This window comes from Jannaschia maritima (assembly GCF_030973515.1).
GTDB classification, from domain to species: domain Bacteria; phylum Pseudomonadota; class Alphaproteobacteria; order Rhodobacterales; family Rhodobacteraceae; genus Jannaschia; species Jannaschia maritima.
Genome location: NZ_JARGZA010000002.1, coordinates 138,579 through 162,117, shown reverse-complemented (window position 1 = coordinate 162,117; position 23,539 = coordinate 138,579). Strand labels below are relative to the sequence as shown.

Here is a 23,539-nt window from a genome sequence, read left to right as displayed (position 1 = left end):
CCAGTGCGGCGTCAGGTCCCCACGATATCCCGCAGGAAGGCGGTCAGGTCCGGGGCGTGATGATCGACGTGGCTTCCGGCGTCCGGATGGGCCGACACGTGGACCGTTCGCAGCCCCATCGCATGGGGCACGCGGAGGTTGCGGGCCGTGTCCTCGAACATGGCGGCGCGGCGTGGGTCGAGCCCGTCGATGCGGAACACGCGGCCGTAGGCGGCGGCGTCGGGCTTGGGGTGCCAGTCCGCCGTCTCGACCCCGTGGACGGCGTCCCACAGGCCGTCGAGGCCCCGGGCGGCGAGGACGTTGCGGGCATAGGGGATCGTGCCGTTCGTATAGACCACGCGCCGGCCCGGTAGGTCGGCCAGCGCGGCGGCCAGGGCGGGGTCGGGGTCGAGCACGCCGAAGTCGATTTCGTGGACGTCCTCGGCGAACGGTTCGGGGTCGATGCCGTGATCGCGCATCAGGCCCGCCAGCGTGGTCCCGTGGCGTTCCCACCACCCGCGGCGCAGGCGATCCGCCTCCCTCGCGTCGACGCCGAGGAAGTTGGTGATCCAGGCGGTCATGCGTTCCTCGATCTGGGGGAAGAGGGGGCTGCCGGCGGGGTACAGCGTCTCGTCCAGGTCGAAGACCCAGGTGGTCACGTGGGCGAAGTCGGGATGCATGGCCGCGCGCTAGCCCCCGCGAGGTTGCGCGGCAAGGGGGCGGGACGGTATGCCGTCGGCGACGACGACCCTGGGGGAGGGGCCCGATGAACCAGATCCCGCCGCGCGACGCCTATGCCCGGATCCTGGACGCGATCGACCACGGCGCGTTCCGCCCCGGCGACCGGCTGGTCGAATCGGAGCTGGCCGAACGGCTCCAGATGTCGCGCACCCCCATCCGGGAGGCCCTGCAACGCCTGGAGACGCAGGCCTTGCTGGTGCGCGATGGGCGGTCGCTGATCGTGGCGTCGCTGTCGCACGACGAGATGGCGGAGCTTTACGTCGTGCGCGCCGAGTTGGAGGCCCTGGCCGCGAAGCTGGCCGCCCGGCACGCCGCCCCGGAGGAGGTGTCCGTGCTGTCGGAGATGGTGGCCGAGGACCGCGCGCTGCTGGGCGACGCGGCCGCCCTGGCGCGCGCGAACCGGCGGTTCCACGGGCAGATCCACCGCGCGTCGCGCAACGGGCATCTGGTGCGGCAGTTGCAGATGGTGCGTCGGTCGATGGCGCTGATGGCGACCACGTCGCTGGCCGTGCCGGGCCGGGGCGAGACGGCCCTGGCGGAGCACGACCGCATCGTCGCCGCGATCCGGGACCGCGACGAGGACGCCGCCGCCCTGGCCATGCGCGACCATCTGAGCCGCGCCTTCGCCGTGCGCCTGCGCCGCGAGGCCGAAATCGGCTGACCGACCCTTCAGGCCTTCTTCGCGTCGTCCATGGCGGCCACGAAGTCGTCGAACAGATAGGCGCTGTCGTGGGGCCCGGGGCTGGCTTCGGGGTGGTACTGCACGCTGAAGACGGGGCGCCCCGATAGGCGGATGCCGCAGTTCGACCCGTCGAACAGCGATACGTGCGTTTCCTCCACGCCCGGGGGCAGGGTCTGCACGTCCACGGTGAAGCCGTGGTTCATCGACGTGATCTCGACCCGCCCGTCCAGGCGCCGCTTCACGGGGTGGTTCGCGCCGTGGTGGCCGTGGTTCATCTTCACGGTCCGGGCGCCCAGCGCCATGGCCAGCATCTGATGGCCCAGGCAGATCCCGAACGTGGGCAGGCCCGTGTCCACGACGTCCCGGATCGCGGGCACGGCGTATTCGCCCGTGGCCGCGGGGTCGCCGGGGCCGTTCGACAGGAACAGGCCGTCGGGGTCGAGCGCGAGCACGTCCTCCGCCGTGGCGGTCGCGGGCAGGACGGTGACGTCGCAGCCGACATGGGCCAGGCTGCGCAGGATGTTGCGCTTGGCGCCGTAGTCGATGGCCACCACCTTGTGGCGCGGCGCGTCCTGCGTGCCGTGCCCGTCGGGCCAGGCCCATTTGGTTTCCGTCCAGCGATAGGATTGCGCCGTCGTCACGTCCTTCGCCAGGTCCTGCCCCAGGAGGCCGGGGAAGGCGCGGGCCTGCGCCACCAGTCCTTCGATGTCGAAGTCGCCCGACGGGTCGTGGCAGAGCGCCACGTGCGGCGCGCCCTGCTGACGGATCGCCCGGGTCAGGCGCCGGGTGTCGACCCCGCCGATGCCGATGCGCCCGCGCCGGGCCAGCCAGTCGGCCAGGTCCCCCTGGGCGCGCCAGTTCGACGGCTCGGTCGGGTCCCACTTGACGACCACCCCGCTGGCGACCGGTTCCGCCGTCTCGTCGTCGTCGGCGTTGATGCCGGTGTTGCCGATATGCGGGAAGGTGAAGGTCACGATCTGGCCCGCATAGGACGGGTCGGTCATGATCTCCTGGTAGCCGGTCATCGCGGTGTTGAAGCACAGCTCGGCCGTGGCGGTGCCGGTCGCGCCGAACCCGTGTCCGCGGAACAGCGTGCCGTCGGCCAGGGCCAAGCAGGCGGTGGGCTTCGGCATCGCGGCGCTCCCCTAGGTCGTGGTGACGGAATCCGCGTCGCGGTATCGGGACGGGCCGGGGGCGTCAAGGCGCGCGGGAGGCGTTGAAGCCCGTCCCGCTTGGGATTAGGTGGCCCCCTGACTTGGGAACGGGGTGGACCGGATGGACCTGCGGGAACGGTTGCAGGCGGCGCTGAAGGCCGCGATGCGCGAAAAGGACGCCGTGCGGCTGGGCACGCTGCGGCTGATCAACGCCGCGCTGAAGGATCGCGACATCGCCCTGCGCGCGGAGGGCCGGGAGGTCGGCGATGCGGAGGCGACGGCGATCCTGTCGAAGATGGTCAAGCAGCGGCAGGAGAGCGCCCGCGCCTACGAGGAGGGCGGGCGGCTGGAGCTGGCCGAGAAGGAACGCGCCGAGATCGCGGTGGTCGAGGAGTTCCTTCCGCGGCAGCTGACCGAGGCCGAGGTGGAGGCCGCGATCGACGCCGCCATCGCGGAAACGGGCGCCACGACCATCCGCGACATGGGCCGTGTCATGGGCCACCTGAAGGCGAAGCACGCGGGGCAGATGGACTTCGGCGCGGCCGGATCGGCGATCAAGTCGCGGTTGGGGTGATGCGCCCGCGCGCCGTCACCCTGCGCGGGCGGGGGATGGACTGTCCGCGTCGGGTCTGATGATCCGGACGGTGAGGGGAGGCCCCCGGGGCGGGCCCGGGGATGTCCCGCTCGAGTCCGCGAGGCCGCGCTACAGCTCCTCCACCGTGGCCTTGCCCCCGTCGAACGCCAGATGGCCCGCGACGGGCTGAGCGTCGTCCTTGTCCGGCGCCTCGTAGGACCAGGCGATGTCCGCGATGCGCTGGGCCGGGCCGACGTAGTCGTAGTAGCTGGCCACACCCTTGTGGGGGCAGGTGGTGGTCTTGTCGGAGCGTTCCAGCAGCGCCATGGCCACGTCCTCGGGCGGGAAGTACACGACCGGGGCGTACGATCCTTCGTGCAGCATCTTGGCCGCCCGGCTTTCGACCAGGACGCCGTCCGGCGTGCGGACCGTCCAGACGCCGCCCGCATCCGTGATCTCGATATGGGCAATGGTGCTTCCCCCTGTGCCGTGTCCCGTGTTCAGTCGTCCAGCGGCGTGCACATGGCGCGCAGCCAGCGCAGGGGGGCACCGTCCACGCGCGGGCCGACGCGGTCAAGCACCTGGGCGTGGTATGCGTCGATCCAGTCGCGTTCGTCGCGCGACAGCAGCGCCGTCACGATCAGGCGGCGGTCGATGGGCACGTAGGTCAGCGTGTCGAACCCCATCATGTCGCGGGCGTCCCCATCGGGCGGCGGAGCCATCGGCTGCACGACGACGAGGTTCTCGATCCGGATGCCGTATTCGTCCGTGCGGTAGTATCCGGGCTCGTTCGACACGATCATGCCGGGCCGCAGGGGCACCGTGCTCGCGCGCGACAGGCGCTGCGGGCCTTCGTGCACGCCGAGATAGACGCCGACCCCGTGACCCGTGCCGTGGTCGTAGTCGCGGTGCTCCGCCCAAAGCGGCGCGCGGGCCAGGGCGTCGAGGTGGCACCCCGCGACCCCCTTGGGGAAGCGTGCGCGGCTGATCGCGACCATGCCCTGCAAGACGCGGGTGAAGGCGTGGCGGATGCCGTGCGGCGGATCGCCCAGGGGAACGGTTCGGGTGATGTCGGTGGTGCCGTCCAGGTACTGTCCCCCCGAATCGACCAGCAGCACGGTGTCGGCGTCCAACGTCCGGTTCGTCGTCTCGGTCACGCGGTAATGGACGATCGCGCCGTGCGGGCCGCTGCCGCAGATCGTGTCGAAGGACAGGTCGCGCAAGGCGTTCGTGTCGCGGCGGAACCCTTCCAGGGCGCGCACGACGTCGATCTCGGTCGTGTCGGGAGTCCGTTCGGTGTCGAGCCAGTGCAAGAACCGCACCATCGCCGCGCCGTCGCGGAGATGCGCCTCGCGCGTCGCGTCCAGTTCGGCGTCGGTCTTGCACGCCTTGGGCAGGGCGCAGGGGTCGGGGGCGTGGATGACGGCCGTGTCGCCCAAGGCGGTCGCGACGGCATGGGGCGCGGTGGCGGGATCGACCAGGACGGGGCCGTCCAAAGCGGAGAGCGCGGGGAGGAAGGCGTCCCAGTCGTGCAGGGCGATGGCGGGGTCGGGGCCCAGATCGTCGAATTTCCCGGGGTCGGTGAACAGGTCGACCCGGGCGTCGTCGTGGATCACGGCGAAGCACTGCACAACCGGATAGCGGGGCAGGTCCGTTCCGCGGATGTTCAGGAGCCAGCAGATGCCGTCGGGCAGGGTCAGCACCGCGGCCGTGGCGCCGGCGTCGCGGATCGCCCCGGCGATCTCGGCGCGCTTCGTCTCGTCCCCCTTGCCCGCCAGTTCCACGGGCCAGGCGGTGGCGGTTCCGGCGGGCCGGTCGGGCCGGTCGGTCCAGATGTCGGGGATGCCGTTGCCGTCCGTCACGACCTCCACCCCGTTCAGCTTTCGCAGGGCCGCGACCTGATCGATCGTGTGGAGCATGGGATCGAGGCCCAAGCGCCCCCGGGGCAGAGCGTCCTTCAACCAATCCGTCAGCGACGTGGCGGGCCAGTCGACGTACTCGAAGATCGCCGCATCCGATTGCTGGCGGACCTGCAGGGTATAGCGCCCGTCCGTGAACAGCGCCGCGCGTTCGGCCATGACCACGGCGAAGCCCGCCGAACCCGTGAACCCCGTCGCCCAGGCCAGTTGCTCGTCCCGGGCGGCCACGTACTCCCCCTGATGCGCGTCGGCGCGGGGGATCAGGATGGCGTCCAGGTCGCGGTCCGCCATCCAACCGCGCAGGGCGGCGATGCGGTCGGCCGACGCGGCGGGATCGGTGGGGGTGTCGAAGGTCTGGAACATGGGCTTCCTTTTCCGGTCGGTCGGCCCGCTGCGGGAGGTGCCGGGATCGCGTCCGGCGATCACGGCCGGGCGTGGGCCGATCCCTCAGGACGCGCGGCGCATCCCCATGACGCGCGCGCGGGCGCGCGGATCGCTGTCGAAGAGGGCCGCGAGTTGTTCCGTCATGGCGCCCGCCAGCTGTTCCACGTCGGTGATCGTCACCGCACGGTCGTAATAGCGCGTGACGTCGTGCCCGATGCCGATGGCGAGAAGCTCGACCGCCTTGCGGCGTTCCACCATGGCGATGACGTCGCGGAGGTGCTTTTCGAGATAGTTCGCGGGGTTCACGGACAGCGTGCTGTCGTCCACCGGCGCGCCGTCGGAGATGACCATCAGGATCTTGCGCGCTTCCGGCCGGTTCACCATGCGGCGGTGCGCCCATTCCAGCGCCTCGCCGTCGATGTTCTCCTTCAGGAGGCCTTCCTTCATCATCAGGCCGAGGTTCGGACGAACGCGCCGCCATGGCGCGTCCGCGGACTTGTAGATGATGTGGCGCAGGTCGTTCAGCCGGCCGGGGGCGGCGGGGCGCCCGGCCTTCAGCCAGGCCTCGCGCGCCTGTCCACCCTTCCACGCCCGGGTGGTAAAGCCCAGGATCTCGACCTTGACGCCGCAACGCTCCAACGTGCGGGCCAGCACGTCGGCGCAGATCGCGGCGATGCTGATCGGACGGCCCCGCATGGAGCCCGAATTATCGAGAAGAAGTGTGACCACGGTGTCCCGGAACTCCGTGTCGCGTTCCATCTTGAATGACAGGGGCGTGGTCGGGTTGGCGACCACGCGCGCCAGGCGTCCGGCGTCGAGCAGCCCTTCCTCGAGGTCGAACTCCCACGATCGGTTCTGCTGCGCTTGGAGACGTCGCTGGAGCCGGTTCGCCAACCGGCTGACGGCACCCTTCAAGGGATCGAGCTGCTGGTCGAGATATGCCCGCAGGCGTTCCAGCTCCGCCGGTTCGGCCAGGTCGGCGGCGTCCACGATCTCGTCGTGGGCATCCTCGAACACCTCGTAGTCGGGATCGGCCTCGCTGACGGGGTTGGGGGGCGGCAGCTCGGTCGCCTGTTCGGCGTCCGGGACGTCCGCTTCCTCCGCGCCTTCCTGATCGGCCATGTCGTCCATCGACACTTCCGCCTGGGACGGATCCTGCTGATCCTCCTGGCTGGATTCGGGAGAGGCTTCGGCCTCCTCCTGGTCGTCGTCGTCGCCCGTGGAATCTGGTTCTTCGTCCTCCTCCTCCGGCTGGCCTTCGTCCTGCGCGTCGTCGTCGTCGCGGTCGGGGTCGTCGCCCAACTGGTCGCCGTATCCCAGGTCGTCGATGAGTTGCCGCGCGAGCCGCGCGAAGGCCTGCTGGTCGTGCAGGATGTCGTCCAGGGACGCGCCCTTGTCGCCCGTGGCGCCGTCGATGAAGTCGGACCATAGGTCGAGCACGTTCTGCGCCGCCTGGGGCAGGGGGCGGCCCGTGGCGCGCTGGCGGATCCAGTATCCGGCCGCGGCGGCCAGGGGGGCTTGCGCCTTCTCCGTGATCTCGCCGTATCCCCGGCGGGTGGCATCGGCGCCGATCTTCGCGTCGATGTTGCCGGCCGTGCCGGGCATGGCGCGGGCACCCATGGCTTCGCAGCGCGCGGTCTCCATCGCGTCGTAGAGCTCGCGCGCCATGTTGCCCTGGGGCAGGTAGCGGGCGTTGACGCCGCTGTCGTGGTGGCGATGGCGCAGGGCGAAGGCGTCCGCCGTGCCGCGGGCGAGCAGCACCTCGTCGCGGGTCATGCGGCGCGTGACCTGCGGCAGCCGCACGCTGTCGTTCGTCCGGCCCGGGGGGTCGACGCTGAAGCTGACCCCGAGTTCGGCGTCGTCGGCGAGGACCTTCGTGGCCTCGGCCAGGGCCTTCTTGAACGGGTCGGCCGGATTGTCGGGCGGCTTGCTCATGCCCCGCACCCATACGCGATCCGGGGGCGGGCGCAATGCGGGCCGAAAGGGGGATTGCAACCCTTTGGGAATCCTCCGGGTTCAAGGGGTATCGGCATGTCCGACCGAAACACGGGAGAGGTTCGACCATGATGACACGTATCGCCACCTTGCTGTCCGCCACCGCGCTGACCTTCGCCGCCCCGGCCTTCGCGCAGAATGCGGGGACCGGGTTGCAGTCGAACGAAGGGACCTGGGGCGACGTCAGCCGCCCGAACGTCCGCATCATCCAGACGGACGGTCGCGGCGCGGTCACGTTCGACAGCCATGCCGACGGATCGGACGGCCTGCCTGCGCGCACCGCCGCCGCGATCGCGGAGTCCGATGATCCGGTGCGCGACGCGCAGGCGCAGGTCGGCGCGGACGGCGTCAGCGGCCCGAAGGTCGTCACGCCCGACGCGGCGCAGCGCGCCGATGCGGATGCGAGCGCGCTGGGGGACGGGGTCGCGACCGAGCTGCGCGCGGACGATGCCGCGACGTTGCAGGCGGGATCCACGAACGACGCCACCACGGTCCACCGGGCACAGGAGGCGCAGGCCGCCACCCTGGACGACGACCGCGACGCCGCCCGCATCGTCCCCGATGCTTCCGGCACGGCGAACGCCTCCGCCACGTCGGACGACGACCGCACCACGCCCCTGGGCGACGGACCGGACCTGCAGGCCGACACGACAATCGCAGGCGATGACCGGCAGTTCGAGCAGGGCACGGACCGCGCGATGGACATGGCCACGATCGGCGGCACGGGCGGAGACGCGATGATGCCGGGATCCGACGGGACGATCACCACCTCGTCGGGCTTCCAGTTCGACGTGGAGGAGTTCGCCCGCGAGATGTTCGAGCAGGGATACCGCCAGGGCTATGTGAGCGGAATGACCCAGATGCGCGCCGCCGCGGCCCGGCAGATGATGGGCGAACGCCGGCAGTTCGATCAGTTCCGCCAGCAGGCGAACGCGCAGGCGCAGCAGCAGCGCGCCCTGCAGGACGGCCAGCGTCAGCAGCCGCGCGCCACGATGCAGCGCCGCCCCGACGGATCGACGGTGATCCTGCTGCCGCAGGGGCTGTCGGCGGAGCAGTTCATCCGCCAGATGAACGCACGCTGATCATGCGAAGGGCGGCCGTTGGGGCCGCCCTTTCCCATCGCGTCGTCCGGGCCTAGCCCAGCGACGCGCTGGCCGCGCTTTCCGGCAACTCCTCATCGAAACAGCGCTGATAGAACTCGGCCACCGTTTCGCGCTCCAACTCGTCGCACTTGTTCAGGAAGGTCAGGCGGAAGGCATAGCCGACGTCGCCGAAGATGCGGGTGTTCTGCGCCCAAGCGATCACCGTGCGAGGCGACATCACGGTCGACAGGTCGCCCGCCATGAACGCCGTGCGCGTCAGGTCCGCGACGGTCACCATCTGCTGCACCGTCCGGCGGCCCGCGTCGTCGGACCAGTCCGGGTTCTTCGCCAGGACGATGTCGACTTCCGCCTGGTGCGGCAGGTAGTTGAGCGTGGCGACCAGGGACCAGCGGTCCATCTGCGCCTGGTTGATCTGCTGCGTGCCGTGATACAGACCCGTCGTGTCGCCCAGGCCGACGGTGTTCGCCGTCGCGAACAGGCGGAAGGACGGGTGCGGCGTGATGATCGCGTTCTGATCCATCAGGGTCAGCTTGCCGTCGTATTCCAGGACCCGTTGGATAACGAACATCACGTCGGCGCGTCCGGCGTCGTATTCGTCGAAGACGATGGCCACGGGGTTGCGCAGCGCCCAGGGCAGGATCCCCTCGTGGAACTCGGTGACCTGGACGCCGTCCTTCAGCTTGATCGCGTCCTTGCCGATCAGGTCGATCCGGCTGATGTGGCTGTCGAGGTTCACCCGGACGCATGGCCAGTTCAGGCGCGCGGCGACCTGCTCGATATGGGTAGACTTGCCGGTGCCGTGATAGCCTTGGATCATGACGCGACGGTTCCAGCCGAACCCCGCCAGGATCGCGAGCGTCGTGTCTGGGTCGAAGCGGTAGGTGGGGTCGATGGCGGGCGTGCGTTCCGCCGGCTCGGCGAAGCCCTTGACGACCATGTCGCTGTCGATCCCGAAGGCATCGCGCACGGCGATGTCGTGGTTCGGTTGCGCATCCGGTGCCATGCTTCCGTCGGCCATGTATCCGTCCTTCCGTGGATCCCGGGCGGCAATGCAACATCCCGTTCCGCGCGGCAAGGGGCGCGGGGGCGCCGTTTCGCCGCGACGGAGCCGCCCCCGCCGGCCCGCAATCACTTGAAGTTGCGGCTGTCCTTGATCTGATCCCAGGCCCAGACGACTTCGGCCAACTGCTCCTCCTGCGACCGGTCGCCGCCGTTCATGTCGGGATGCAGGACCTTAATCAGCTTCTTGTACGCCTTGCGGATGTCGGCCTTGGCGGTGTCGTCGCGGACCTCCAGGATCGCGATGGCGCGTTTCTCGGTCGGGGGCAGGCGACGGCCCGTGCGGGCGCGACCGGGGTTCTGTGTCGCGTTACCGCCCAGGACCTGATGCGCGTCCTCGATTCCCAGGCGGGCCCAGGCCCGTTGTTCGACGGACTTGCGGAACGGCTGCGTCGGACCTTGGTCGTCGTTGATCTTCTGCGCGAGTTCGGCCTCCGTTGCACCGTCGAAGAAGTTCCACTTCAGGTTGTACTCGCGCACGTGATCCTTGCAGAACCAGAAGTAGTCGTCGCTGGTGTCCCGGCTCTTGGGCGCGCGGTACTGTCCGGGTTCCTGGCAGCCCTCGTGCTCGCATACGCGGGTCGACGTCTCGAACGCGCCGGACATGCCCCGGCGGCCGCGGGTGCCGCCCTTCTTCTTGGCGCTCGACACACGCATGTCGAAGCCGAACGGATCGCTCTTGCTCATGGGGCCCCCTTCCGGTCGCAGGGCGCACAGTCTAGTCATGGGGGCCGGATAGGGAAGAGGCGGGGGCGGATTTTCATGGAACTGGCGGCGACGATCCGCGACCGGCTGGAGGACGCCTTCGCCGTCGACACCCTGGAGGTCGTGAACGAGAGCGCGCACCACGCGGGCCATGCCGGCGACGACGGGTCGGGGCAGAGCCATTGGCGCGTGGTGCTGCGGTCGGTCGACTTCGCGGGCGTGGGGCGGGTGCAACGGCACCGGATGGTCCACGCCGCGCTGGGCGACGTGGTCCCGCGCATTCACGCGTTGGCATTGGATCTCGACGCGCCCGGCTGACGGACGCGGCCATCAGGGATCCGGCGCGATCCGACTTCGGCGCAGGTATGCCTTCACGGCCTCCGCGCTCCATCCCGCGTCCCGGTATTCCGACAGGGCCCGCGCGTCGTCCCGTTTGGCCAGGCGCTTGCCGGTCGCATCCCGGACGAGGTCGTGATGGTGGTAAGCCGGCGTCGGCAGACCGAGCAGCCGCTGCAGCAGGACGTGGATCGGCGTCGCGTCGGCCAGATCCTCGCCCCGCGTGACCAGGCCGATGTCTTGCGCCGCATCGTCCACGACGACGCCCAGGTGATAGCTGGTCCCGAAGTCGCGGCGTGCCACGACGACGTCCCCCACGGCATCGCGGTAGGTGTCGGCGCCCATCGCATGCGGCCCCAGCCGTTCGTCGTTCCAGGCCAAAGGTTCGGTGACGGCAGCGGCATCCAAGCGCAGCGCCAGGTCGCGGGGGCGCGGCCCCGCACGTGACCGTGCGCGGCACGTCCCGGGATAGATCACCCCGTCGGGGCCGTGCACCGGGACGCCTTCCTGTGGGGCGCCGAGAGCGTCGCGGATGTCCCGGCGGTTGCAGGTGCAGGGATAGAGGACGCCCGAGGCCCACAAGCGGTCGAGGGCATCGGCATGGGCGCTGAGCCGTTCGGACTGCCGCATGGGGGGCGGGACCACCTCCAGTCCCAGCCAATCCAGATCACGGTGGATCGCATCCTCCCACCGGGGCTTCGACCGCTGCGGGTCGATATCCTCAATCCGCAGGTGCATGGCGCCGTGGTCCGACGCCACCATGGCGGCCCAGGCATGGCCCAGATGCAGCGGCCCGGTAGGGGAGGGGGCGAAGCGGGTGCGCGTCACTCCGCCGCCAGGGGGGCGGCCGTGCCTTCCAGCCATCCCGACCAATCCGCCTTCGCGCGGTCGGTGTACATCTTGTACCGCACCGCCCGGCCGCGGCGGCCGCCTCTGGCATCGACCGGGGGAAACAGGCCGAAGTTCACGTTCATCGGCTGGAACGTCCTGGCATCCGCGCCGCCGGTGATGTGCATCAGCAGCGCGCCCATCGCCGTCGTCTGCGGTACGGGCGGCAGCGCGGTCCCGGTCATCTCCGCCGCGGCCATGCGTCCGGCCAGAAGACCCATGGCGGCGGATTCGACGTACCCTTCCACCCCGGTGATCTGCCCGGCGAAGCGGATGTTCGGACGGCTCCGGAGGCGCATCCGGTCGTCCAACAGCGTCGGCGAGTTGATGAACGTGTTCCGGTGGATCCCGCCTAGCCGGGCGAAGCGCGCGTCCTCGAGCCCCGGGATCATGCGGAGCACCGCAGCCTGCGCGCCGTACTTCATCTTCGTTTGGAAACCGACGATGTTGTAGAGCGTGCCCAGCGCGTTGTCCCGCCGCAACTGCACGACCGCGTGGGGCTTCGCATCGGGAGCGTGAGGGTTCGTCAGGCCCACGGGCTTCATCGGGCCATGCCGCAGCGTCTCGCGCCCCCTCGCAGCCATGACCTCGATGGGCAGGCACCCGTCGAAGAACGGTGTCGCGCCGGTGGCGGAGCCCTCCTCGCCGTCCTTGAAGGCGGCGGTGTCGGCATCCAGCATCGCATCGATGAACGCCTCGTAGGTGTCGCGGTCCATCGGGCAGTTGATATAGGCCGTCCGCTCCTCCTCCGTCTCGCCCTTGTCGTACCGGGACTGACGCCAGGCTGCGGACATGTCGATGCTGTCGGCGTGGACGATGGGCGCGATGGCGTCGAAGAACGCCAGGTGATCCTGTCCCGCCTCCGCCGCGATGGAAGCCGCCAAGGCGGTGCCGGTCAGGGGACCGGTGGCTATGATCCAATGGCCGTCGCGGGGCAGGGCGGTGACCTCGCCCTCCACCACCTCGATCAACGGCTCGTCCCGGATCGCCTGCGTCACGGCCGCGGAGAAGGCGTCGCGGTCCACCGCCAGCGCACCGCCGGCGGGCAGGCGATGGCGTTCGGCCATAGCCATCAGCAGGCTGCCCGCGGCCCGCATCTCCCAATGAAGTAGGCCCACCGCGTTTCGTTCGTCGTCGTCGGACCGGAACGAGTTCGAGCAGACCATCTCGGCCAGGTCGCCGGTCCGATGCGCGAAGGTCGCGACCGCTGGTCGCATCTCGTGCAGACGGACGCGCAGGCCCGCCCGGGCGGCCTGCCACGCGGCTTCGGACCCAGCCATGCCTCCGCCGACGATGTTCAGGATATCGGTCATGCCGGGGACATAGGGGCCGGATCGCCCCGGCGGAAGGCGAAACGAAGAAGGCCGCCCGGATGGGGCGGCCATGACCTTGCACGAAGGCGTGCGGAACGCTCGGAAATGACGATGCCGATCAATCGGCCCAATGCGGCGACGGTGGCAGTCGGGACCCCGGGGACAGGTGCCTGTCGCGATGTCGTATGGATAGGGGCGACCGATCGGTCCACGATACCCGCAAGTGCGCAAACCCCAGTTCGCGCGATGCGGGCAACGGAAGTTAGTTCGCCGCCTTGCACAGCCAGTCCACGACGGACCGCAACGTGGCGTCCCCGTGCCGCGTCTCATGGTAGGTGATCCAAAGTTCCCCGGGCAGCGCGTTCTCGCCCAAGTCGGCCAGGACCAATCCGTCGCCCTCCCGTATCATGAAGTCCGGCAGAAGGGCCGGCATCCCCGTCTCCCGCGCCGTCTGATACGCCATGGGCATCTCCTCCACCCGGAACCGGGGTTGGTCGGAGGCGCCCTTGTGGATCCTGCGAAGGTAGTCGCTGTCGGGATAGCGCTGCGACAGACCGATCCAGTTGTGGTCCAGGGGGCGATCGTCACGGTGGTACACCCGCAGGGCGTAGTCGCGGAACTTTCGTGCCTTGAGCCGCCCGCCTTCCGGACGGCCGACGCGGATCTGGATGTCCGCCTCGCCCAGGCCCTGCGCGAAGACCTTGTCCGTCAGGGTCAGCATGACTTGTGGGAGATAATTCACCAGCGCGTTCAAGCGGGGCAGCAAATAATGTTCGTGGACCGCGGGCGGGGCCGCGAGTTCCAAGGGCACCTGCGCTTCCTGATCGTCCGCGTGGAGCCCCGACAGCGTTCCGCGCAACCGCTGATCGAGATCCTCGGCCAGGGCACCCAAACGCTCCGCCGCCTCCGTGGGTACGAAGTTCTGGCCGCGCTTCTCGAACAAGGGTGTCTCCAACGTCTGGCTCATGCGTTCGAGCCGGCGCGATACGGTAGCGACGTTGGTGTTCAGGTATCGGGCAGCGGCGGACATGGTTCCATGCCGCATCATCGCCAACACGAATTTGAGGTCGTCCCAGTTGTCCATCGCGACACCGCTAGGCCCCCCAACCCAGAAGACCGGCGCCTTTCATGCTATCAAACCCGCATTTGCGCGGTCTGGGACCAATACGAACGACGGCGCCGCGTTGGCAAGGGGAATGCTACCCCAAGTTGTCCCCTTCCATCGGCAGCTCGTCCTGCTGATCCGCGACGCGGGCCACGGACACCACCCGTTCACCACCCCGCGTCTGGAAGACCCGAACGCCCCCCGCGACCCGCGACCGGAAGCTGATCCCGTCGACGGGACAGCGAATCGATTGGCCCGTCGAGGTGGCCAGCATGATCTGGTCGTCCGCCTCCACCGGGAAGGCGGCGACGATCGGACCGCCGCGCATCGCCCGATCCATCGCCGCGACGCCCATGCCGCCCCGTCCCCGCAGGGGGTAGTCGTGGCTGGACGACGTCTTGCCGGCCCCGTTCTCGGTGATCGTCACGATCAGATCCTCGGCCGCCGACATCTCCGAGTAGCGTTCCATCGAGAAGTCGCTGCGGGCTTCGGCTCCATCCTCGTCGTCCGCGACCGCATCGACGTCGTCGGCCAGGCCCGCCATCGCGCGGCGCATCTTCAGATAGGCCGCGCGCTCGTCCGGAGCCGCTTCGAAACGGCGGATGACGGCCATGGACACGACGGCATCGTCCTCGCCCAACCGGATGCCGCGCACGCCAACCGATGCCCGGCTGTTGAACACGCGCACGTCCGTGGCCCTGAAGCGGATGGCCCGGCCGGACCGGGTGAACAGCATGACGTCGTCGTCGTTCGACGCGATGCGCGCGTCTATCATGCGCCACCCCTCGGTCTCGCCCTCGAACTTCATGGCTATCTTGCCGTTGCGCATGACGTTCGCGAAGTCCGACAGCGCGTTGCGCCGCACCGTGCCGTGGTCGGTGGCGAACACGACCTGCAGGTCGCCCCAATCCGCCTCGTCCCGGTCGACCGGCATGACGGCGGCGATGCCGGTGCCCACCTTGATGGGCAGCAGATTGACGAGCGCCTTTCCCTTCGCCGTTCGGCCCCCTTGCGGCAGGCGCCAGGTCTTCAGCTTGTAGACCATCCCGTCGGTCGTGAAGAACAGCAGCGGCGTGTGCGTGTTCGCCACGAAGAGGGTCGTAACCACGTCCTCCTCCTTCGTGGCCATGCCAGCGGTCCCCTTGCCACCACGTTTCTGCGCGCGGTACTCGGCCAGGGGGGTGCGCTTCGCGTAGCCGGAGGCGGTGATCGTGACGACCACGTCCTCCCGCTCGATCAGGTCCTCGTCTTCCATGTCGCCGGACCATTCCGTGATCTCGGTCCGGCGGGGGACGCCGTGACGGTCGCGGACCTCGCGCAGTTCGTCGGCGATGATGTCCAGGATGCGGCGGCGGCTGGACAGGATGTCGAGGAAGTCCTTGATCCGCGCGGCCAGCTCCTCGAGCTCGTCGGTCACTTCCTTCACGCCGAGTTGGGTCAACCGCTGGAGGCGAAGCTCCAGTATCGACTTCACCTGGACGTCCGACAGGTTGTAGGTGCCGTCGTCGTTCATCGTATGGGTCGGATCGTCGATCAGGCGGATGTAGGGCGCGATCTCCTCGGCGGGCCACCGTCGCTCCATCAGCTTCACCCTCGCCTCGGCCGCGTCGGCCGACGACCGGATGGTCGCCACCACCTCGTCGACGTTGCTGACGGCGACGGCCAGGCCGCACAGGACATGGCTCCGCTCGCGCGCCTTGTTCAACTCGAACGCGGTACGGCGGGCGACGACCTCCTCCCGGAAGGCCAAGAAGTTCGTCAGGAAGGCCCGCAGCGTCAACTGCTCCGGACGTCCGCCGTTCAAGGCAAGCATGTTGCAGGGGAACGACGTCTGCATCGTCGTGAAGCGGAACAGCTGGTTGAGCACGACGTCCGGCGTCGCGTCGCGCTTGAGGTCGATCACGACCCGGATGCCCACGCGGTCCGATTCGTCGGCGACCCCGGCGATCCCCTCGATCCGCTTCTCCTTCGCGGCCTCGGCGATCTTCTCGACCATCATGGCCTTGTTCACCTGGTACGGCACCTCGTCCACGACGATGGCCGCGCGGTTGTTGCCGCGTTCCTCCACATGTGTCTTCGCACGGACGATCACGCTGCCGCGCCCCTCGATGTACGCCTTGCGGATTCCGGACCGTCCGAGGATCAAAGCGCCGGTCGGGAAATCGGGACCGGGTACGATCTCGTTCAATTGCTCCGACGTCAGGTCGGGGTCCTCGATCAGTGCGAGGGTCGCATCCACGACCTCGCCCAGGTTGTGGGGCGGGATGTTCGTGGCCATGCCCACCGCGATGCCGCCCGCACCGTTCACCAGCATGTTGGGGAAGCGCGCGGGCAGAACGGTGGGTTCGGGGTCCTTGCCGTCGTAGTTCGGCTGGAAATCGACCGTATCCTGACCGATGTCGGCCAGGAGCGACTGCGCCGGACGCGCCATCCGCACTTCCGTGTACCGCATGGCCGCCGGATTGTCGCCGTCCATGGACCCGAAGTTGCCTTGGCCGTCCAGCAGCGGCAACGACATAGAGAAGTCCTGCGCCATCCGTACCAGCGCGTCGTAGATCGCGCCGTCGCCATGGGGGTGGTACTTGCCCATCACGTCGCCCACAGGGCGGGCGGACTTGCGGTACGACTTGTCGTGCGTGTTGTTCGTTTCATGCATCGAGTAGAGGATGCGGCGGTGAACGGGCTTCAGCCCGTCGCGAAGGTCGGGGATCGCACGGCTGATGATGACCGACATCGCATAGTCGATGAACGAGGTCCGCATCTCGTCCACGATGCTGACCTGCGGCCCTTCGTGCGGCATCACCGCGCGTGGGGAATCGTCCGTCGTCCCGTCGCCGTCGTTCATTCCGTACTCTCCGTAATGCCCCGATCCAGTGCCATACATATAGGCGATGTGCGACGTATCAGCAACGCATCCCCCGGTCGTTTCGCGGGCGTGGGGTGGGTTTTCGACGACGGAATCATTGACCGTTAACGCAAACGCCTCAGGGTCGAGTGATCGGACACAGGAGGCATGCGATGGACTCGACGACCCGCTCTGAGACGGAGCTGATGCTGAAGGGCTATGGGCTCACCACGGCCGAGATGTTCTATCACATGCCGGACCATCCGCACGTGCTGAACACCTTCGTCTGGCAGGATTACGACCTGGCCCCCGATCACCCCCGACTGTTCCGTTTCGTGGAGTACTGGCAGGAACAGATCGACGGCGCGCTCCATTCGATCCGGTTCAGTCATCGCAAGCGGATCGCGACCGGCGAGTGGCGGAACGTGGTGGGCGAGTTCACCCTGCACTGAGGCGCATGCGGGCACCTCGGGTCACCGCGATCGTCCAGATCGCGGCCAGACCCAGCGACAACACGCCGTTCCACCCCGCCATCGTCAGGCCGAGCTGCCACACGATGTCGTCGCACATCACGACCGTGTCGCTGACCTCGGTGGACAGGAGGGCGTCGGCCGACAGGTCGGACAAGCTTCCCCCTCCGCTGCAGGACGACGGACCCGGCCACCAGCCCTGTTCCACCCCGGCGTGATAGAACCCGATGCCGAACGTCGTCAGAGCCGCCAGCGCACCCAACCCCGCCGCGATGCGTGGCGCCGGACCGGCCAGTGCGATGACACCCAGGACGATGGCCACCGCATGGGGCCAGCGCTGCCACAGGCACATCGTGCAGGGCGCGTAGCCCGCCAACTGGAAGAGGTACGCACCCCCCAGCAAGGCGACGTGGCCCCCGGTCGCGAGGACGATCCAACGCGTCATAGCAGGCCCAAGGCCATGAAGCCGCCGAAGAACGCGACCAGACCCAATGTGAAGACCAGGCCCAGGCGCCGTTCGATGAATTCGCGCACGGGGTCGCCGAAACGCCACAGCAATGCCGCGACGAGGAAGAAGCGAAGGCCGCGCGCGACGACCGCCGACAGGAGAAAGGGCAGGAGCGGGAACGCGACGAGTCCCGACATGATCGTGACCACCTTGAACGGGAACGGGGTCACGCCTGCGGCCAGCACGACCCAGATGCCCCATTCGGCGTAGAGGGCCTGGAAATCCGCGAACCCGGCCTCCTTGCCCAGGGCCGCTAGGATCGGGGCCCCCACCGCCTCGTACGCGAAGAAGCCGATCGCATAGCCCAGGGCCGCGCCCGCCACGCTGGCCGCGGTGCACACCCCCGCGATCAACCAGGCGCGCGACGGACGTGCCAGGACCATCGGGATCAGCAGGACATCGGGCGGGATCGGGAAGAACGACGATTCCATGAAGCTGACCGCCGCCAGCACCCACAGCGCATAGGGATGGGCGGCCCACGCGATGGTCCAGTCGTAGAGGCGGCGGATCATGCGCGCTGCGGTCCCACGGAACCCAGGGCGGGTCAAGCGCGCTGACGCCGAGCACGAACGGGGACGGAGCAGCTCATGCGCTGGAGAGGTCGGCGCGGCAGCGCCAACATCGAGGATCGCCGCGGTCAGGGCGGCCGCATCGTTCGGAGGGGCAGACGCGGCGCGGCACGGGCCGGCGGGATCGGTGGGTTCGGTCTGATCGCGATCCTCGTCGTCGGCTGGGTCCTGGGCATCGACGTCCGACCCTTCCTGGGCCTCGTGGGCGGTGACGGATACGTGCAGACTCAGTCCGCTCCGACAGGGACAGGCCCGGCAACACAGGCCGATCGGGAGATGGGGCAGTTCGTATCCGTCGTCCTGGCCGATACGGAGGCGGTCTGGTCCGGCATCTTCCGCGAACAGTTGGGCGCGTCTTACGTTCCCGTGACGCTGGTGCTGTTCGATGGCGTCACGCCGTCCCCGTGCGGGAACGCATCGGGTGCCACGGGCCCGTTCTATTGCCCGGCGGACAAGAAGGCGTACTTGGATACCGCGTTCTTCACGACCCTCGAACGCCAGATGGGAGCGGGCGGCGACTTCGCCGCCGCCTACGTCGTTGCGCACGAGGTCGCCCATTACGTCCAGGACGAGTTGGGCATCCTGGAACAGGCCAACCGGATCCGCGCTCAGGCGCCGGAGGCGGAGGCGAACGCGGTCTCCGTCCGGATCGAACTGCAGGCGGACTGCTATTCCGGGATCTGGGCCCGTCTGGCGGACGAGCGCTTCGACATACTGGAACGCGGCGACATCCAGGAGGCGATAAACGCGGCCCATCGCATCGGGGACGATTACCTCCAACGGCGGGCCGGCCGGGTGCCCGCCCCCCATACGTTCACGCATGGCACGTCCGAGCAGCGCGCGCGTTGGTTCGATACGGGCTACCGCTCCGCAGATCTGACCGCTTGCGACACGTTCTCGGCCACGCGGCTGTGATTGACGCCGGGGGCCGTCCTCAGTAAGCGGTCGGGCAGGGGCCCGTGTGGCGGAATTGGTAGACGCAGCGGATTCAAAATCCGCCGCCGCGAGGCTTGCCGGTTCGAGTCCGGCCACGGGTACCAGACCCCCGAAAACAGTTGTGCCCATCGCACGTTGATCGTTTGTGCCCGTGGTCGGGCGTGCTACATCGCCCCAACACGACGTCTTGGGAGGCACGATGCGCCGCTGGCACTTCTATATCATGGGACTGGTCTCGCTGGTCTGGGGGATCGTGTCGATGATCGAGTACGTCCTCGTGAGCTATGGGCTCGAATGGGGCTGGCTCGCGCATTATCCGCAGGCGCAGATCGAATGGCTGGAATCCCTGCCGCCCTGGGTCCATGGGGTCTGGGCGATCCATGCGACCCTGGCCCTCGTCGGGGCGCTGTGCCTGTTGGCGAGCGTGCGCGCATCGGTCTGGATGTTCGGTCTGTCGTTCCTGACGTTCATCGTCCTCGTCGTCTGGGCGCATGGCTTCGCGGCGCCACCGGTCTGGGCGCTCACGGATGCGACGCTGGCGGCAGCGGTCTCGTTCCTCCTGATCGCCTTGTCGGGCCTGATCTGGATCTATGCGCGGTCGGAGAAGAGGTCCGGCGCGTTGTAACGACCTCGACGCGCTGCTAGGGGCATCCGACGGAAACGGTCGGAATAACCGGTGACGCCCCCAGCCCTTCAGATCAACGGTTTGACCCGGCGGATCGATGGCGTGCCCGTCGTGGACGCCATCGACCTCGAGGTGCAGTCCGGCGCCGTGACCTGCCTCCTTGGCCCCTCGGGCTGCGGCAAGTCGACGACCCTTCGTCTGATCGCGGGCGTCGATCGGCCCGATGCGGGTCGGGTCCGACTCGGTGGACGAACCGTCAGCGACGGCCGCACCTTCCTGCCGCCGGAGGCGCGAGGCGTGGGACTTATGTTCCAGGACTTCGCGTTGTTCCCGCACCTGTCCACGGCCCGCAACGTGGGCTTTGGACTGACGGCCCGGGACCCTGCCAGGATCGTCGACCTCCTCGATCGGGTCGGCCTCGCACGTCATGCCGATCGATACCCTCACGAGTTGTCAGGGGGTGAACAGCAACGCGTGGCCCTGGCCCGTGCGCTGGCTCCGTCGCCCCGCGTCCTGTTGATGGACGAACCGTTCTCGGGCTTGGACAACCGCCTGCGCGACGGCATCCGCGATGCCACGCTGGCCCTGTTGAAGGAGGAGGGCACCGCGGTCTTGCTGGTCACGCACGAACCGGACGAGGCGATGCGCATGGCCGACGAGATCGCATTGATGCGAAGCGGGCGGATCGTGCAGCGCGCGGCCCCCTACAACATCTACAACCAGCCGACCGACCTGGAGGCGGCGGCGTTCTTCAGTGACGTCAACGTATTGCCCGGAACGGTTCGCGGTGCGTTGACCGACACGCCCTTCGGACGGTTCCTGGCGCCGGGCCTTCCGGACGGTACGGAGGTGGACATCGTGTTCCGCCCCCAGCATGTTCGCATCGACTTCGATCGTCAGGGTGCCGGGCCTCGTCCGACGCCGAGCGACGGGACGCCGGCACGCGCCCGGGTCATCCGTTCGCGGTTCCTGGGGAAGGAGAGCTTGGTCGAGTTCCGCACCGATATCGACGCCCGTGCCGTTACCGCGACCGTGCCGGCCGTCTTCCTGCCGAAGCCCGGCACGGCTCTGTGGCTGTCGATTCGGCGGGACCGTTGCTTCGTGTTCAGGCGGCGGGGCAGGGCGGCGCACGTTACGTGAGCCCCCGTGCCCCGATACGTTTCCAGACCCTGGCACGGGTCGCTACGCGTCAGCGCCCCCAGGCGCGGACCTGACCGCAATCGACATGCGTGAAGTTGGAACCGGTGTACTTGCCGACCCCGCCCGCGGCGCAGGACGCTGCCGCGCGTGCGACCTGACGGACCGATCGCGACGGCAGCCGAAGGTCCGCGGCCTTGCCCTGCATGTGAAGCGAATTCCGAGCGACGCCGCGCCCCTTGCTTCGCAGCATCTGGTTCGTCGCAGGCGAACGGTAGCCCGACAGGAGCAGGAACGGTTCCGTCGCATCCACGAGCCGGTGGGTCGCGGCGATGATGTCGATGGTCCGGTTGTCGATGCCCTTGACCTCGTTCCGGCGCCAATCGCGGAAGAAGAAGTTCGTCTCCTTCAACGCTTCGCCGATGTATTTGCCTTCGATCCAGTAGATCGTCTTCATCGTCTCGCCCGTGCGGGCGTTGTTCATGTAGAGGGTTCGGACGTCGCCGGCCCCCCGCAGGAACCCCGCCGCCTTCGAGAACGTCGGCGCCGCACACACCGCAGTCGCGGCGAAGGCCCCAAGTAATCCGCGCCGCGTAAGCAAAGCGCCGGACGCACCGGTGTCGTCTGTCATCGTCACGTATGCCCCATTATCTTCGGCCGTCTACGCGGCCTGCTGTGTCCACATCCCCATGTGACGGTAACCATGATGCACATCCCGGCGATTCGGGCAATGCGCGTCGGGAGATACCGTTTTGCGGGAACCTCGCATGTCGGCAGTGTCGTGCTTGCTGCCGGCTTAACCCTGTTGCCCATTTGCCTAGGTCAAGTGGATTAACCAAACGTGAATGGACAGATGAGAGGACGGAACGCACGCTGTATCGGTTGCCTTCCAGGAAGTTTCGATGATCAAAAGCCTTGCCCTGACTGCCGTCCTGCTCATTGCCTCGCTGCCCGGATCCGCGACGGCGAACACGGAGTTCACCTTCACGCCGCGCCAGCATGCGGTGGCGATCGCCTCCGCCGATGACCCGGCGATGGCCGCGTTCTATCGCGACCGCGACTTCGCCCCTTTGTGGTTCGGGCCCGGTGCGGGGGAGCGTCGGGCCGCGTTCCTGTCCGTCCTGGAACGTGCCGGCGATCACGGCCTTCCGGCGGATCGCTACGATGCCGCAGCCCTGCGTGCCGCGTTCCGGGACGTCAGGTCCGGTACCGACCTCGGCCGCCTCGACGTCCGATTGACGGGTTCGTTGTTGCAGTACGCACGTGACGTGGGCTCCGGAGTGCTGGATCCGAAGCGGGTCGATCCCACCATCGTGGTCGAGGTGCCCACGCGTGATCTGACAAGCGACCTGCATGCCTTCGCGACCGGCGATCCCCATGCCGTCCTGCGCAGCTTCCAGCCCGCGACCCGGGCCTATACGGCTTTATTGCGCGAGAAGATGCGGTTGGATGGCGTCGCGCGGGCGGGGGGCTGGGGCCCCCCGGTGCCGGCGGGCAAGCTGCGGCCGGGAGATACGGGTGGTGCCGTGGTGGCACTGCGGGATCGACTGCACGCGATGGGCTATCTGGGCCGTACCATCACGGCAGAATACGACACGGCGATGGAGCGCGCCGTGGAACGCTTCCAGGCGGATCATGGGCTGACGGCCGATGGCATCGCGGGTCAGGGCACCATCGATGCGATCAACGTCCCCCTGGAGGATCGCCTCGCGCAGGTGATCCTGAACCTCGAACGGCAGAGATGGATGAACAAGCCGTTGGAACGACGCCACGTGCTGGTCAACATCGCCGAGCAGCACGCCTATGTGGTCGACGACGGGATCGTCACCTTCGACACGGTCGTCGTCGTCGGCAAAGAGAGCGCGGATCGCCGCACGCCCGAGTTCAGCGATACCATGACCCACATGGTGGTGAACCCATCCTGGTACGTGCCCCGTTCCATCGCCACGAAGGAGTACCTTCCCGCGCTGAAGCGCGGGGGCGCGCGCCATCTGGAGGTGTACTCGTCGAAGGGTCGCGTGAACCGCGGCGCCGTGAACTTCGCTGCCTACACCGCGCGCACGTTCCCCTTCAGCCTGCGCCAGCCGCCCGGGCCGAAGAATGCGCTGGGGCAGGTCAAGTTCATGTTCCCCAACAAGTACAACATCTATCTCCACGACACGCCGTCGAAGTCTCTGTTCGCGCGCGACGTCCGCACCTTCAGCCACGGCTGCGTCCGCGTCGCCCGTCCGGCGGAGCTGGCGGCCCACCTTCTGGCCCCCCAGGAAGCCGACCCGCGGAACGCTTTCGACCGCATCCGCGCGACCGGGGCGGAACGGCGCGTCGACCTGGACACCCCGGTCGGTGTGCACCTCGTCTATTGGTCGGCCTGGGTCACGCCGGACGGGCGCGCGAACTACCGGGGCGACCCCTATGGAAGGGACCGGGCGGTGATGTCCGCCTTGCGGGCGGCCGGGGTGGACCTGACGCCGGGCCGGAGCTAACCCACCGGCCTGAAGGCCGCATCCGGGGG

At 68.6% G+C, this 23,539-nt stretch carries 23 protein-coding genes and 1 tRNA gene; 10 read left to right on the top strand and 14 right to left on the bottom strand.

Annotated features, from left to right (window positions below; genetic code table 11):
- Positions 1–11: 11 nt before the first annotated feature.
- A complete protein-coding gene (locus tag P0084_RS02415) occupies positions 12–659 on the bottom strand; it encodes a pyrimidine 5'-nucleotidase (protein ID WP_308915205.1) in 648 nt (215 codons plus the stop codon).
- 86 nt (positions 660–745) lie between these two features.
- Between P0084_RS02415 and P0084_RS02410 the strand changes: the two genes are divergently transcribed.
- Positions 746–1,381, top strand: coding sequence for a GntR family transcriptional regulator (locus P0084_RS02410; protein ID WP_308915204.1), 636 nt, complete (start codon positions 746–748; stop codon positions 1,379–1,381).
- Between the two features lie 8 nt (positions 1,382–1,389).
- Here P0084_RS02410 and carA read toward each other — a convergent pair whose 3' ends face one another.
- A complete protein-coding gene (gene carA / locus P0084_RS02405; RefSeq protein WP_308915203.1) occupies positions 1,390–2,535 on the bottom strand; it encodes a glutamine-hydrolyzing carbamoyl-phosphate synthase small subunit in 1,146 nt (381 codons plus the stop codon).
- 142 nt (positions 2,536–2,677) lie between these two features.
- On the opposite strand from carA, the gene P0084_RS02400 reads away from it, so the two are divergent.
- Positions 2,678–3,130, top strand: coding sequence for a GatB/YqeY domain-containing protein (locus tag P0084_RS02400; protein ID WP_308915202.1), 453 nt, complete (start codon positions 2,678–2,680; stop codon positions 3,128–3,130).
- A 129-nt stretch (positions 3,131–3,259) separates the two neighbouring features.
- Here P0084_RS02400 and P0084_RS02395 read toward each other — a convergent pair whose 3' ends face one another.
- The 3 genes from P0084_RS02395 to cobT all read right to left on the bottom strand — a co-directional run bounded on the left by P0084_RS02395 (position 3,260) and on the right by cobT (position 7,368).
- Positions 3,260–3,652: a DUF427 domain-containing protein gene (locus P0084_RS02395; RefSeq protein WP_308915201.1), complete on the bottom strand. Its 393-nt coding sequence runs from the start codon at positions 3,650–3,652 to the stop codon at positions 3,260–3,262.
- Positions 3,631–5,412: an aminopeptidase P family protein gene (locus P0084_RS02390; RefSeq protein WP_308915200.1), complete on the bottom strand. Its 1,782-nt coding sequence runs from the start codon at positions 5,410–5,412 to the stop codon at positions 3,631–3,633. The genes P0084_RS02395 and P0084_RS02390 overlap by 22 nt, the downstream gene beginning before the upstream one ends.
- 84 nt (positions 5,413–5,496) lie before the next feature.
- Positions 5,497–7,368, bottom strand: coding sequence for a cobaltochelatase subunit CobT (cobT, locus tag P0084_RS02385; protein ID WP_308915199.1), 1,872 nt, complete (start codon positions 7,366–7,368; stop codon positions 5,497–5,499).
- Positions 7,369–7,496: 128 nt separating this feature from the next.
- Between cobT and P0084_RS02380 the strand changes: the two genes are divergently transcribed.
- Positions 7,497–8,510 (top strand): hypothetical protein, encoded by a 1,014-nt coding sequence (locus P0084_RS02380; protein ID WP_308915198.1) that lies wholly within the window; start codon positions 7,497–7,499, stop codon positions 8,508–8,510.
- A 52-nt stretch (positions 8,511–8,562) separates the two neighbouring features.
- Here the strand turns inward: P0084_RS02380 and cobS are convergent, their stop codons facing one another.
- A complete protein-coding gene (cobS, locus tag P0084_RS02375; protein WP_308915197.1) occupies positions 8,563–9,549 on the bottom strand; it encodes a cobaltochelatase subunit CobS in 987 nt (328 codons plus the stop codon).
- 110 nt (positions 9,550–9,659) lie between these two features.
- The gene (locus P0084_RS02370; protein ID WP_308915196.1) at positions 9,660–10,277 is read right to left on the bottom strand and encodes a J domain-containing protein; all 618 of its coding nucleotides are present in this window, start codon (positions 10,275–10,277) and stop codon (positions 9,660–9,662) included.
- Between the two features lie 75 nt (positions 10,278–10,352).
- On the opposite strand from P0084_RS02370, the gene P0084_RS02365 reads away from it, so the two are divergent.
- Positions 10,353–10,613 carry a BolA family protein gene (locus P0084_RS02365; protein WP_308915195.1) on the top strand — a complete coding sequence of 87 codons (261 nt, stop codon included), beginning with the start codon at positions 10,353–10,355 and terminating at the stop codon, positions 10,611–10,613.
- Positions 10,614–10,625: 12 nt separating this feature from the next.
- Here P0084_RS02365 and gluQRS read toward each other — a convergent pair whose 3' ends face one another.
- From gluQRS to gyrA, 4 genes are all read right to left on the bottom strand, one after another.
- Positions 10,626–11,495, bottom strand: coding sequence for a tRNA glutamyl-Q(34) synthetase GluQRS (gene gluQRS, locus P0084_RS02360; protein WP_374213579.1), 870 nt, complete (start codon positions 11,493–11,495; stop codon positions 10,626–10,628).
- Positions 11,456–12,832 carry a methylenetetrahydrofolate--tRNA-(uracil(54)-C(5))-methyltransferase (FADH(2)-oxidizing) TrmFO gene (gene trmFO / locus P0084_RS02355; RefSeq protein ID WP_308915193.1) on the bottom strand — a complete coding sequence of 459 codons (1,377 nt, stop codon included), beginning with the start codon at positions 12,830–12,832 and terminating at the stop codon, positions 11,456–11,458. The genes gluQRS and trmFO overlap by 40 nt, the downstream gene beginning before the upstream one ends.
- Before the next feature lie 262 nt (positions 12,833–13,094).
- The gene (locus P0084_RS02350; RefSeq protein ID WP_308915192.1) at positions 13,095–13,916 is read right to left on the bottom strand and encodes a LysR family transcriptional regulator; all 822 of its coding nucleotides are present in this window, start codon (positions 13,914–13,916) and stop codon (positions 13,095–13,097) included.
- 115 nt (positions 13,917–14,031) lie between these two features.
- Entirely contained in the window at positions 14,032–16,782 is a 2,751-nt protein-coding gene (gene gyrA, locus P0084_RS02345) for a DNA gyrase subunit A (protein ID WP_308915191.1), read from the bottom strand.
- Between the two features lie 173 nt (positions 16,783–16,955).
- Between gyrA and P0084_RS02340 the strand changes: the two genes are divergently transcribed.
- A complete protein-coding gene (locus P0084_RS02340; protein WP_308915190.1) occupies positions 16,956–17,234 on the top strand; it encodes an usg protein in 279 nt (92 codons plus the stop codon).
- On the opposite strand, the gene P0084_RS02335 is transcribed toward P0084_RS02340, so the two are convergent.
- Both P0084_RS02335 and P0084_RS02330 read right to left on the bottom strand, forming a co-directional pair.
- Positions 17,221–17,697 carry a disulfide bond formation protein B gene (locus P0084_RS02335; protein WP_308915189.1) on the bottom strand — a complete coding sequence of 159 codons (477 nt, stop codon included), beginning with the start codon at positions 17,695–17,697 and terminating at the stop codon, positions 17,221–17,223. The genes P0084_RS02340 and P0084_RS02335 overlap by 14 nt on opposite strands.
- Positions 17,694–18,272 carry a YqaA family protein gene (locus P0084_RS02330; RefSeq protein WP_308915188.1) on the bottom strand — a complete coding sequence of 193 codons (579 nt, stop codon included), beginning with the start codon at positions 18,270–18,272 and terminating at the stop codon, positions 17,694–17,696. The genes P0084_RS02335 and P0084_RS02330 overlap by 4 nt, the downstream gene beginning before the upstream one ends.
- 75 nt (positions 18,273–18,347) lie before the next feature.
- On the opposite strand from P0084_RS02330, the gene ypfJ reads away from it, so the two are divergent.
- The 4 genes from ypfJ to P0084_RS02310 all read left to right on the top strand — a co-directional run bounded on the left by ypfJ (position 18,348) and on the right by P0084_RS02310 (position 21,030).
- Positions 18,348–19,244, top strand: coding sequence for a KPN_02809 family neutral zinc metallopeptidase (gene ypfJ / locus P0084_RS02325; RefSeq protein ID WP_308915187.1), 897 nt, complete (start codon positions 18,348–18,350; stop codon positions 19,242–19,244).
- Positions 19,245–19,284: 40 nt separating this feature from the next.
- Positions 19,285–19,369, top strand: a tRNA-Leu gene (locus P0084_RS02320).
- Between the two features lie 95 nt (positions 19,370–19,464).
- Positions 19,465–19,890, top strand: coding sequence for a hypothetical protein (locus P0084_RS02315; protein WP_308915186.1), 426 nt, complete (start codon positions 19,465–19,467; stop codon positions 19,888–19,890).
- 51 nt (positions 19,891–19,941) lie between these two features.
- On the top strand, positions 19,942–21,030 hold the full coding sequence (locus P0084_RS02310; RefSeq protein WP_308915185.1) for an ABC transporter ATP-binding protein: 1,089 nt from the start codon (positions 19,942–19,944) through the stop codon (positions 21,028–21,030).
- A 49-nt stretch (positions 21,031–21,079) separates the two neighbouring features.
- On the opposite strand, the gene P0084_RS02305 is transcribed toward P0084_RS02310, so the two are convergent.
- Positions 21,080–21,658 (bottom strand): YcbK family protein, encoded by a 579-nt coding sequence (locus tag P0084_RS02305; RefSeq protein WP_308915184.1) that lies wholly within the window; start codon positions 21,656–21,658, stop codon positions 21,080–21,082.
- A 271-nt stretch (positions 21,659–21,929) separates the two neighbouring features.
- Here P0084_RS02305 and P0084_RS02300 point away from each other — a divergent pair, with 271 nt between their 5' ends.
- Positions 21,930–23,510: a L,D-transpeptidase family protein gene (locus tag P0084_RS02300; RefSeq protein WP_308915183.1), complete on the top strand. Its 1,581-nt coding sequence runs from the start codon at positions 21,930–21,932 to the stop codon at positions 23,508–23,510.
- The last annotated feature ends 29 nt before the right edge of the window (positions 23,511–23,539 follow it).